The organism is Malaciobacter canalis (assembly GCF_008000835.1).
Taxonomy (GTDB): Bacteria; Campylobacterota; Campylobacteria; order Campylobacterales; family Arcobacteraceae; genus Malaciobacter; species Malaciobacter canalis.
Genome location: NZ_CP042812.1, coordinates 1,122,387 through 1,134,477, shown reverse-complemented (window position 1 = coordinate 1,134,477; position 12,091 = coordinate 1,122,387). Strand labels below are relative to the sequence as shown.

9 protein-coding genes are annotated in these 12,091 nt (G+C 29.0%); all 9 read right to left on the bottom strand.

Annotated features, from left to right (window positions below; translation table 11 throughout):
• Positions 1-2: 2 nt before the first annotated feature.
• Positions 3-1,658 (bottom strand): hypothetical protein, encoded by a 1,656-nt coding sequence (locus ACAN_RS05745; protein WP_099334169.1) that lies wholly within the window; start codon positions 1,656-1,658, stop codon positions 3-5.
• Positions 1,642-2,205 carry a HyaD/HybD family hydrogenase maturation endopeptidase gene (locus tag ACAN_RS05740; RefSeq protein ID WP_079577212.1) on the bottom strand — a complete coding sequence of 188 codons (564 nt, stop codon included), beginning with the start codon at positions 2,203-2,205 and terminating at the stop codon, positions 1,642-1,644. The genes ACAN_RS05745 and ACAN_RS05740 overlap by 17 nt, the downstream gene beginning before the upstream one ends.
• Positions 2,202-2,873: a Ni/Fe-hydrogenase, b-type cytochrome subunit gene (gene cybH / locus ACAN_RS05735; RefSeq protein ID WP_099334168.1), complete on the bottom strand. Its 672-nt coding sequence runs from the start codon at positions 2,871-2,873 to the stop codon at positions 2,202-2,204. The genes ACAN_RS05740 and cybH overlap by 4 nt, the downstream gene beginning before the upstream one ends.
• Positions 2,874-2,882: 9 nt before the next feature.
• Positions 2,883-4,613: a nickel-dependent hydrogenase large subunit gene (locus tag ACAN_RS05730; protein ID WP_099334167.1), complete on the bottom strand. Its 1,731-nt coding sequence runs from the start codon at positions 4,611-4,613 to the stop codon at positions 2,883-2,885.
• A 3-nt stretch (positions 4,614-4,616) separates the two neighbouring features.
• Positions 4,617-5,777 (bottom strand): hydrogenase small subunit, encoded by a 1,161-nt coding sequence (locus ACAN_RS05725; protein ID WP_099334166.1) that lies wholly within the window; start codon positions 5,775-5,777, stop codon positions 4,617-4,619.
• Positions 5,778-6,217: 440 nt separating this feature from the next.
• A complete protein-coding gene (locus tag ACAN_RS05720; protein ID WP_099334165.1) occupies positions 6,218-7,573 on the bottom strand; it encodes a nickel-dependent hydrogenase large subunit in 1,356 nt (451 codons plus the stop codon).
• Positions 7,560-8,471, bottom strand: a complete 912-nt coding sequence (locus ACAN_RS05715; protein WP_099334164.1) for an NADH-quinone oxidoreductase subunit B family protein — start codon at positions 8,469-8,471, stop codon at positions 7,560-7,562. Before ACAN_RS05715 ends, ACAN_RS05720 begins: the two co-directional genes overlap by 14 nt.
• Positions 8,458-9,051: a TetR/AcrR family transcriptional regulator gene (locus ACAN_RS05710; protein WP_099334163.1), complete on the bottom strand. Its 594-nt coding sequence runs from the start codon at positions 9,049-9,051 to the stop codon at positions 8,458-8,460. Before ACAN_RS05710 ends, ACAN_RS05715 begins: the two co-directional genes overlap by 14 nt.
• Before the next feature lie 119 nt (positions 9,052-9,170).
• Positions 9,171-11,744: a bifunctional aconitate hydratase 2/2-methylisocitrate dehydratase gene (locus ACAN_RS05705; RefSeq protein WP_099334162.1), complete on the bottom strand. Its 2,574-nt coding sequence runs from the start codon at positions 11,742-11,744 to the stop codon at positions 9,171-9,173.
• Positions 11,745-12,091: the final 347 nt, after the last annotated feature.

Below are 12,091 nucleotides of genomic sequence, written 5' to 3'. Positions count from 1 at the left end.
TCTTATTTTTGTATTACGAAGTCCTTATTATAATATATTTTGAAATTTTTTGTAATACTTTTATGCACTAATTTTGAAATTAATTCATTTGCAAAAATATCTCCTGTTAAACTTATTCCATCAAGTTTAACTTCATTATGTATGTCATCAATTAAAGTTGAAATATAGTGTGCAAAACTCTCAACATAACCTAAAGATAAAGTTTTATCATCAACTCCAGCAAGTTTAAAACTCATGCCAGATTGAATTAATTTGTGAAGCAAAAACTCTTTATTAAAAATCTTATCACTCTCTTTTAATTTATAATCAACTCTAGGACCTTTATCTAAAATGCATGACATTGCATTATCTAAAAGAACATTATGCTCTTCTATTTTTAAACTAAAACCTAAAATTACAGAAATTATTTTCCAATAAGAGTAGATACTATTTGTTTTAAGAGAAGATATATCACATTTTTTTGCATTTTCATAAATATCTGGATATTTGTTTTTATAGTTTTCAAGTAATCTAGAAGCAGTTTCATCTTTTTTTAGTGTTTCAAAAATTTCTTCAATTGAGTTTGGTAACTTATAATTTACAATATCTAAAAGTCCTTCTATATCTTTAGAATACAAAGCAATATTATCATCTTCTTTTGTTGAAGAGTAAAAATTTAAAATTGATTTATCATAAAAATTATATTCATGTAAAAGTACCATAAAATGACTTTTTGAAGGTTCTTTAAATTTTGAATAAATATCATCTAAAACTTCATTATATGAGTTTGATTCTAATATTATATTCTTATCTTCAATAACTTTTATTTTCATAATATCAAGTGGTTCTAATTGTTTTTCATAAGTTAATTCATAATCAAAATCTGAATTTTCCTCATAAGTTAAGAAATCTATATCATAATCTTTTAACTCTTTAGCAAGTAAATACAATATCAAGTCATTTACAAATCTTACATTAGCATACTCTTGATTTAAAGTATTAGTTAACTTAAATACTTCATTTACTTTTAGATTTATAATAGGTTTTTCTATACTTGCAAGGGCAACTACTTCTGCTTTATTTGCAATAAAAGCTTTAGATATATTAGCTAAATTTGTACATAATAGTTTTACATTTTCTTCTGTTTTCATTAGTTTTTTAAATACAAAACTTCCTGATCTTGTCTTTATTTTTATACTTTTTTCATCATTTATTAAAAAGGCTATCTTTTTAAATAACTCTTCATAATTTTCATAATGAATTTTTTCTTTATTAAAATCAATAAAGTTTAATTCATTTACATCACAAGTTGTTCCACAAATATCACAAGATATAAAGGGATTGTAAAAATCAATAGAAGTATTATCTTCAACTTTTTGTAAGCATGAAGAGCAAAATGATAAGTCTATTTTTTCATTATCAAAAACTATACCTTGTTCATCACTCATTTGTGATACAACTTCTGCTGTACTATCTTTAAAAAATATTGACATTGGTAAAAGAGAACTTAAAGTTGTTGAAAACTTTGTAAGTTCATCTTCATCACCTTTTATAAATAAATTTATAAAATTACTTTTAGTTATTTTATACTCTAAATTACTTTGCTTTGCAATAGTATGTAAAAAATAGATTAAAGTGTTATTATTTGAGTTGTAATCAAATTTAAATTTTAGGATCATTAATAATCTCTCTTTTATATGAAACTTGTGATATATGTGTGATTGTTATATCATCTTTTTTTATTTTTGGTGTTATTTCTAAGCTTTTTAAATGTTCAATTATTGTTTTTTCCATTGTAGAAGTTGCATTTATTACTTCATCACTTAATTCAAAAGTTGTGTCATCTGCAACTCTTTTTGGGATAATACCTAAAACTTGTGTTTTAGGTAAATCTCCATTCATTTGAATCATATTTAGTGTTTGAAGCATCTCTATTTCATGAGCACTTCCTTGCCAATCAATCTCTTTTGGTGCATTTTCAAAATCAAAAAAATAGATATCTCCAGGCTTTGAATCATTTGCATCAATACAATCTATTACAATTACATGATCAAACTTAACAATAAGTGGAATTAGCCTATGGGCTAATGTTCCACCATCTACGATACTTACACTATTATGTTCACTTTCAAACTCATATTTTTCATCTAAATAGTGAACAAAATGTGCGCCCATACCCTCATCTTGAAAAAGGATATTTCCTATACCTAAAATTAAGATATTCATTTATCTTTCTTTTTTACCCATCTATATCCACTAAAGATTGAATCCATAGCTCCAGATTTTCCATATACTGAGTTAAATACTGCAAGATATATATGAATTGGTAAGAAAATTATAAAAATCCACATTGCAATATGATGCAATTGTCTAACCCATGCTAGGCCACCAAACATTACCTCAACTGGTCTTAAAATATCATATAACATTCCACCCATACCTTGATGATACACATGAATATATAAAATCAATCCTGTTAAAGAAATAAGAATAATAGCACCGTATACACCTACATATGCCATAAATTGCAATGGATTATAAACACCCTTTCCATGTGGATGTTTACCAATTAATAAATAATATTTAATTTGATTAATCCAAACTTTTGGATTAATGAAATCTTTAAATGAAGCTCTTTCAACTTTACTTTGCTTATCAAAGAAGAATAGATAAAATTTACCAATTGTAACTGATATTAATAAAAATCCAAATATTACATGCCATGATCTAAATAGTGCATTTAGAAAATTAACAGGTTCTCCTCCATTATGTGCTGGAGCAATAAATGGATATGCAATATAAAAACCACTAGCTGTTAAAACTATAATTGCTATTGCTCTTACCCAATGCGTAACTCTAAGCCAAAACGAAAACTCATAGTGTTTCTTTATCATAATATGCTCCTAACAGCTTGCCCCATAAACTGGGTCTACTTTATATACTCCTAAATTATTACCCTTAACATCCATTACATGAACTGCACAAGCAATACAAGGATCGAAACTGTGAATAACTCTAATTATTTCTAAAGGTTGAGAGATATCTGCAACTTTCATTCCTACAAGATTTGATTCATAAGGTCCCATTAATCCATTTGCATCTTTTGGACCCGCATTCCATGTTGATGGAACAACAGCTTGATAGTTTTCTACCACTCCATTTTTAATTCTAATCCAATGAGATAGCATACCTCTTGGCACATCACCAATAAATCTTCCTTTATACTCTTTATCTTTATCAATTTTATAAGAAGTATAAGTCTCTTGATCTACTTTTAAATTTTCAATTAATGTATTAAAAGTTTCCATTCCATTTTCTGCAATTGCTTTTGTTTGAAGCATTCTTCCAGCAGTTCTTCCAAGAGTAGTAAATAGTGCTTCTGTTGGCAGACCTGATTTTTCTAAAAATTCATTTACAATTTTTTGAATTTTTTTATTTCCACTTGCATATGATACAAGTACAGAAGCTAAAGGTCCTACTTCCATTGCTTTACCATCATATCTTGGAGATTTAATCCAAGAGTACTTTCCATTTTCATCAATTGCTTTTGAATGAACCATTTTTCCATCCATTCCAACAGTATCCATATCTACAAAACCTGTATAATTAGGATTTGTTTTTCCATCATATGGATGTAAAGGTTGATTATCTTTATACCAAGAGTGAGTAGCTTCTTCTGTAATTAAGTCTTCATTTATAGGATATACTTTTGATAAATCACCATTCATGATAATACCAGTATCAAATAGATATTCACTTCTATTTAATAGCATTTCTTCATGTGACATGAAGTTCATAACTCCTCTTTTTTGTACAACTGAAGGCTCAGATTTAAAAGCTTTTCCTGCCATTAAAATATCTGCATAGTATGCATTATCTACGAAGTTTTTAGCCATTTTAAATATAGTTAAATACTCACCCATTCTTGATGGATCCAATAAATCCATAATACAAGTAACACCACCAACAGTTAAACTTTGTGGATGTGGTTGTTTACCTCCAAATATAGCCATCATTTTTGCTAATTCTCTTTGAATTTCTAAGGCTTTTAAATAATGAGATAAAGCTATTAAGTTCTCTTCAGGAGTTAACTTATAAGTTTCATGTCCCCAATATGCATTTGCAAATGGGCCAAGTTGTCCTTTGTCAACAAATATCTTAACTTTATCTTGAACTGCTTTTAACTCATTTTCACCTGTACCAATTGGATATTTTGCATATTTAAATGCTTCTTTTGAAGCCTTTGCAGGATCTGCTTTAAGCGCAGATACAACATCAACCCAATCAAGACCATGAAGATGATAAAAGTGAATTATATGGTCATGTAAAAATAAAGCTTGATTCATCAAACTTCTCGTTAATTTTGCATTTAATGGTGGCTCAATTCCTAATGCATCTTCAACTGCTTCAATTCCTGCTCTATAGTGAGAGTATGTACAAACTCCACAAATTCTTTGCATTAAAAAACCAGCATCTCTTGGATCTCTGTTTTTAACAATTGTTTCTAAACCTCTCCACAATGTTGATGTTGAGTAAGCTTTTTGAATTACATTATTTTCATCTACTTCTACTTCAATTCTTAAATGTCCTTCAATTCTTGTAATTGGGTCAACTATAACTCTTTTATTTGCCATCTTTTACTCCTCATCTTCTTTTGGGTTTTTAAATTTAGATATTGCTGCGTGAGCTGCTATACCAATACCTGTTACAGTTAATAGTCCAACTCCAATTCTATCAGCAGTAGCATCAGCACCTAAACCGCCAAAAACTGTATTGTATAATCTATCTGCAACTGGTTCTTCAAATGGTCCCATTGTATCCCAAAAATCAGGTTCAGAACAACCAATACATCCATGACCTGCTTGTATAGGCCAAGACATATGAGAGTTAAACTTATTTTTTGAACAGTTATTAAAAGTATATGGTCCTTTACAACCTACTTTATATAAACAGTAACCTTTTTTTGCACCCTCATCACCAAACTCTTCTACAAATTCACCTGCATCAAATCGTCCTCTTCTTTCACATAAATCATGAATTCTAAGTCCATATGCCCATTTTGGTCTATTGTATACATCAAGTGCTGGTAGTGTTCCATATAAAAGATAGTGTAATAATGTACCAACAATATTTTTCTCACTTGGAGGACATCCTGGAACATTTATAACTGTTTTATCTGTTACTTTTGATAATGCAACTGTACCTGTTGGATTTGGGAATGCTGCTTGAACACCACCAAAGCTTGAACATGTACCAATAGCAAAAATAGCAGCTGCATTTTCACTTGCATCAATTGCACTTTGTTCACCAGTTTTTCCATGACCACCAATAGTTAAAAAGTGTGAATTATCACCAGCAGGAACACCACCTTCAACCATTAATATATATTGACCTTTATATTTTTCAATCGCACTTTCTAAATTATGTTCTGCTTGCCAACCAGCAGCAGCCATCAATGTTTCATGATATTCTAAAGAGATATAATCAAAAATAAGTGAATCAATTGTTGGTGCATCTGTTCTAAGTAGTGACTCAGAACAACCTGTACACTCTGCCATATGTAACCAAATAATTGGCAATCTATCACTAAGCTCAGCAGCTTTTGCAACTAAAGGAGTGAAATTTGCTGGAAGTGCTAACATTGCAGTCATAGCACCAGCCCATTTCATAAAATCCCTTCTACTAACACCTTTTTCCTCTAAAATAGATGGAATCGACTTCTTATCATCAAGCTTTTTAAGTCTTTCTAAACTTGATAATCTTTTTGATAACTTACTAAATAAATCAGTTGTTTTCAAAATAGTTCCTTTTTATTGAAGTAAAATAAATTTTTACATTTATTTTAAAATTTTTTACCTAAACCTTAACAGAGACACCATAAATGAACAATCATTCATAAACTACTTATAAAAAAAGCCAAATTAAATCTGGCAAATTTTAAAAACTCGTTTACTGTAATATAAACTAATTAATTAATATTACATAACTTAAACTTAACCAAGTGTTAATTTTTAAATTTCTAATTTTTTTTTAAAATAAGATTATAATGTGTGTAATTTTAACCCATTAATTATAAGTTTTATTTATTATTATATTAAATTATTAAGTTGAAACTTTTGTCAGTCTTAAAAAATATTTTTAATATTTACAGTATTAATATGATTTTTTAGCATATTTTTAAAAAAGAGAGATATTTTGTTCTTTTTTTGTCACACAAAGCCCTTGTATATGAAGTTTTCTAGTGTGTTGTACAAACAGAACAAACATCAAAACTTCTAAGTATAATTTGTGCTTTTTCTAAAGAGTCAACTCCAATTATTGCTTTTTGTGCGACTCCTAATTTTCTATTTATTCCTGGACCTAAATTCCATACAGTAGGTGTAATTACATCATAAGATTTTATAATACCTTTTTGCATACTAATTTTATGATACAAAGATCCTCTTGCAGCTTCAACACTACTTATTGAACTTGCTTTATCTATTTCATCAAAAGAGTATTTAGGTTTTATATAAGACTCTTGGGATATATCAATTTTTGAGATTAAATCTTTTGTTTTTATCAAAAGATGAGCAAACTCATCCATTCTTGCAAAAACTCTTGTAAATACAGAGTCCTTATACTCTTTATGAATTGATTTTATAAATTTTCTATTTGAAACCAATGCTCTTGATAAAGGTCCAGTTTCGTAAAATTCATTTTTATAAAGTGCAGTTTTTGACCAAGTATATTCATTATCTTTTTTAGTACTGTTTACTTTAAAACTATTTTTATTTTCTTCTTTTACTTTATTTATATCAATTTTATGTTTATTCTTTGTTTTTATTTTACCACTTTCAAATAAAGAGTTTGAAGCTAATACTATATGAGAATCATAGCTTTTACCAATTTTTTCAAGTTCATTTTCAAAACTTATATTTTTAAAATCTTTAAGGGCGTAATCTAATTTTTCTAAAGAGTCTATACTATCAAACGAAAGGTAATCAATAATATCAACTCCGGCTAAACTATTTTCAAAAAATATTACTGCTTGATCTAAATAGTTTTGCATTGAAGTTAAATCAAGAAGTGTAGGATCACTCATTACTCCACCAGGAACCATATATGAAGTATGTGGCCATTGCCCACCTATAATTGCCAATGACTTTATAATTTCACTTGCAATTTTTGAAGCATTAAGCCATTGACTACCTTTAATTGCTTTATATTTTTCATATTTTATATTAGAAGATAATTTCGCAATATCTGGCATAATAAACATATAAAACCATTTTATATGAGAATCAATTATTTCAATATTTAAACCAATTTCTCTTAAAAGTTTTGCTTTATTTGTAACTTCTAAAGGTTCATTAATATTTGTATATATATTTTCCAAAGCTTCAACAGTTGCTTTTAAATGTGCTTGACCACAAATTCCACAAATTCTAGGAGTATAAATCAAAGTGTCAAGTGCAGGCTTATCTTTTAAAATATATTCAAAACCTCTAAAATTTAAAAACTCTATTCTTGCATCACTTATACGACTATTTTCCCAAGAACAAACTAGCTTTGCTTCGCCTTCAATTCTTTCGATTATATCAACTGTTTTCATATTCTTCTTTATTTATTAACTTATTATTTAATCTATCAATTTTAAAAGTTTTTGCAACTCCTGTAATTGTTAAATATGCTCTTTTATTTATACCTAAAGGAACTTGCGTTGGTATACCAATATTTTTTTTAGTCTCTAACATATTTTCTCTTGGAAAATCAAACTCTGTACAACCAATACAAGGCATTCCCGCTCTTGTTTTTGTATTTACATCATTCCATAATACTCTATTGCAATTACTATGTGTCATTGGTCCTCTACAACCTTGTTCATAAAAAAGGCATCCCTCTTTTAATCCAAAACTTTTTGCTTCAACTTTCCATTCAAAGTATTCATTTCTTGTACACCCATGGTGTGCAAGACCATAATATATCTCTTTAGGTCTTTGCTTATCATCTAAAAGTATTTTCTTATTATTTTTTAGAGTAAATAGTGTCTGTAAAATCCATTCTGGATGAACAGGACAACCTGTAAGATTTATGATTTTTTGTTTTAAATTTTCAAGTTGCAAATCATTTAAATAATTTGGAACTCCTTTTATAGTTATGTCTTCTTCAAATTTTGAATGAACTCCACCAAATGATGCACATGAACCAACACTTATTATATAAGATGCTTTATTTGCTAATTTTATTAATAAATCTAAAACATTATTACCTGAGATTGTAAAATAATCACTATTTGAAGTAATAGCTCCTTCAATTAATAAGAAGTCTATATTTTTAAGATTAATTACATCATCTAATGATGTGTCTGTTGTTAGTGAAGGATGATAAAATAAATCAAAACTATTTAAAAAAAGTTCAAATCTAGAAGAGTTTGAACTTAATAAAGAGTGGGTGTTCCCATTACAAGTAATTGCTTGAAGCCAAACAATTTTAGGTTTATGTCTTGTCACTTTTTAATGCTCTATATATATTTTCAGCTACGCTATCTGAATATTCTAAAAGATCTTTATCTAAAACTTTCTCACCACTTAAAAAGGCAAAACCTCCTAAACATCCCATTATCATTGAAAAAGCAGAGAAAAACTCTTGCTGTCTTAACTCATTTCTTTCAGCACCCTCATCAAGAAGTATCATAACTTCAGTTACAAACTCACTTACACACAAAAAGCCCTCACAACCTTGTGCAAAAACTTCTCTATTTGAAAGATAAACTCTTAAAAAATACTCTATTACTTCAGGGGAATCTTTTACATTTTCTAGATATTCTCTTGTAAATAGAAAAATTTTCTCTTTACAAGAGATATCCATATGATTTATAGTTCTTAATTGTTTTGCTAAAATATTTGTTGAATATTTAATAGCATACTTTGCCAACTCTTCTTTAGAGGCAAAATAGTTATACATATTACCAACACTCATTTGCATTGATTTTGCGATATCAGGAATAGTTGTATTATAAAAACCTTTTGTTGAAAAAAGTTTTAGCGCAGTTTGAATTATACTATTTTTTTTAACTTCTTTTGCAGACAATTTATACACCTTTGTTTTAAATACATTTATAATAGTATAACTTTTTTTAATAATGAATGAAAGTTCATTAAATAAAAATACTTAAGCCACATTTGTGGCTTAAGTATACAGTTTAAAGTTTAGTGTACTAAATTAGTTAATTCAGCATCACTTACTTCGTGGAAATTTAAATATTTATAAATAGTATCTCTTTTTTCAGGAGTAATTTTTTTAGGAACCATATTTAAATACTCTTCTTTACTTGGAAGTCTTCCAAGAAGTGCTGCAAGTGCTGCAACTTCAGCTGAACCTAAATATACTTTTGAATTTTTACCAAGTCTATTATCAAAGTTTCTTGTACTTGTTGAAAATACAACTGCACCTTCACTAACTTGTGCTTGGTTACCCATACATAATGAACAACCAGGCATTTCAATTCTTGCACCAGCAGCTGCAAAGATTGAGTAGTATCCTTCTTCTGTTAATTGAGCTTCATCCATTTTTGTTGGAGGTGCAACCCATAATTTACCAGGAACTTCACCCTCACCTTTAAGTACTTCACCTAAAGCTCTAAATAGTCCAATATTTGTCATACAAGAACCTACAAATACTTCATCTATTTTTTCTGTTGGTCTTTTTGGATCTGCTAATACTTCACTAAGTGTTGCAACATCATCTGGATCATTAGGACAAGCTAAAATTGGCTCAGTAATTTTATCCAAATCAATTTCAATAGTTGCTGCATATTCTGCATCTGCATCTGGTTGTAATAATTCTGGATTAGCAATCCACTCTTTCATTTTATCTGCTCTTCTTTGTAAAGTTCTAGCGTCTTCATAACCCTCTTCAATCATTTTTTCAATTAATGCAATGTTTGAAGATAAGTACTCAATAATTGGTTCTTTATCTAATTGAACAGAACAAGCTGCTGCACTTCTTTCTGCTGATGCATCAGAGATTTCAAATGCTTGCTCAACTTTTAATTGAGGTAAACCTTGAATTTCAATAATTTTTCCAGCAAAAATATTTTTCTTACCTTTTTTCTCAACAGTTAATAAACCATCTTCAATTGCTTGGTAAGGGATAGCATTTACTAAATCTCTTAGTGTAATTCCAGGTTGCATTTCACCTTTGAATTTAACAAGAACAGATTCTGGCATAGTTAAAGGCATCATACCAGTAACTCCAGCAAATGCAACAAGCCCAGAACCAGCTGGAAATGAGATACCAATAGGGAATCTTGTATGAGAATCTCCACCAGTACCAACAGTATCAGGTAAACAAAGTCTATTTAACCATGAGTGAATAACACCATCACCTGGTCTTAATGTAACACCACCTCTTGAATTAATAAAATCAGGTAATGTATGTCTTAATTTAATATCAGCTGGCTTTGGATAAGCAGCTGTATGACAGAATGATTGCATAAGCATATCTGCACCAAAACTTAATGCTGCAAGCTCTTTAATTTCATCTCTTGTCATAGGTCCAGTAGTATCTTGAGAACCTACAGTTGTAGCTATTGGCTCTACATACATACCAGGTTTAACACCTTCAATTCCACAAGCTCTTCCTACCATTTTTTGTGCTTGTGTAAATCCTTTTCCATTATCTTTTGGTTGCTCAGGAGCTAAGAACATATCAAATGTACCTAAACCTAATACTTCTCTAGCTTTTGCTGTAAGTCCTTTTCCTATAATTAAAGGAATTCTTCCCCCTGCTCTTACTTCATCTGTTAATGTATTTGGAGCAAGTTTAAACTCTGATACTACTTTACCATCTTTTTCAATTACACCATCATATGGTTTTACAACAATTTCATCGCCAGTTTCTAAATTATCAACTGGAGCTTCAATTGGTAAACAACCTGAATCTTCTGCTGTGTTAAAGAAAATTGGAGCAATAATAGAACCAATTACAACACCACCTGTTCTTTTATTTGGAACACCTGGAATATCTCTACCCATATGCCACTGAACAGAGTTAATACCTGATTTTCTTGAACTACCTGTTCCTACAACATCACCAACATATGCTAATGGATTACCTTTTTGTTTTAACTCTTCCATTGTTTCAAGTGGATTTTCCATTCTTGATTGTAACATTGCAGTTGCGTGTAATGGTATATCTGATCTAGTAAATGCAACAGTTGCAGGAGATAAATCATCTGTATTTGTTTCACCAGGAATTTTATAAACAGTTAATTTAATTTCTTTTTCTAATGCAGGTTTATTTGTAAACCACTCTGCATTTGCCCAAGATTCAATTACTTCTTTAGCTTTTGCATTTCCTGCATCCATTAATTCTTTTACATCATTAAATGCATCATATACTAATATTGTATTTTTTAATTGCTCAGCAGCAGCGTCTGCTACTTCATCATTTTTTAATGCTTCAACTAGTGGAGAAACATTAAATCCACCCATCATTTTTCCTAAAATTTCAATAGCCTCATGCTTTGAAATTACAGAACATGACACATTTCCTTTAACTACATCATTTAAAAATGCAGCTTTTACATATGCAGCATCATCAACTCCTGGGTTGATTCTGTTTTTAAATAGATCTAATAAATAATCTGCTTCTTCAACTGAGTCTTCTTTTAACAACTCTACTAATTGTGCAGTTTGTTCAGCAGTTAAAGCTAATGGAGGAAGATTCCCTTCATTAAGTCTTTCTTCTGTGTGTGCTTTATATTCAGCAATTAAACTCATTAATATCTCCTAATTGATTTGTACTTATAGTATAACATAATGTTTGCTTTAGACAATGTACAGTTTTTGTTAAAATACGTACAAGTTTGTAATTTTGTAAAAAAAAGTTACAAAAAAAGTACACCATGTGTTAAATTTTTATCATTAATCGTATTTTAGACTATTTTAATGGTTTTATTAAATCTTTTTTTTTACCTATAACTAAGTTTCAGAAAATATTCTAAAATAGACAGATGTACAATTATTGTACATTTGCTTTTGATTTTTGAAATTAATATTTTAAATATAAATTAATATTTTTTTCTAATAAATTGTTTTTGCTACTTGTAAGCTATTGTAAAATTGTA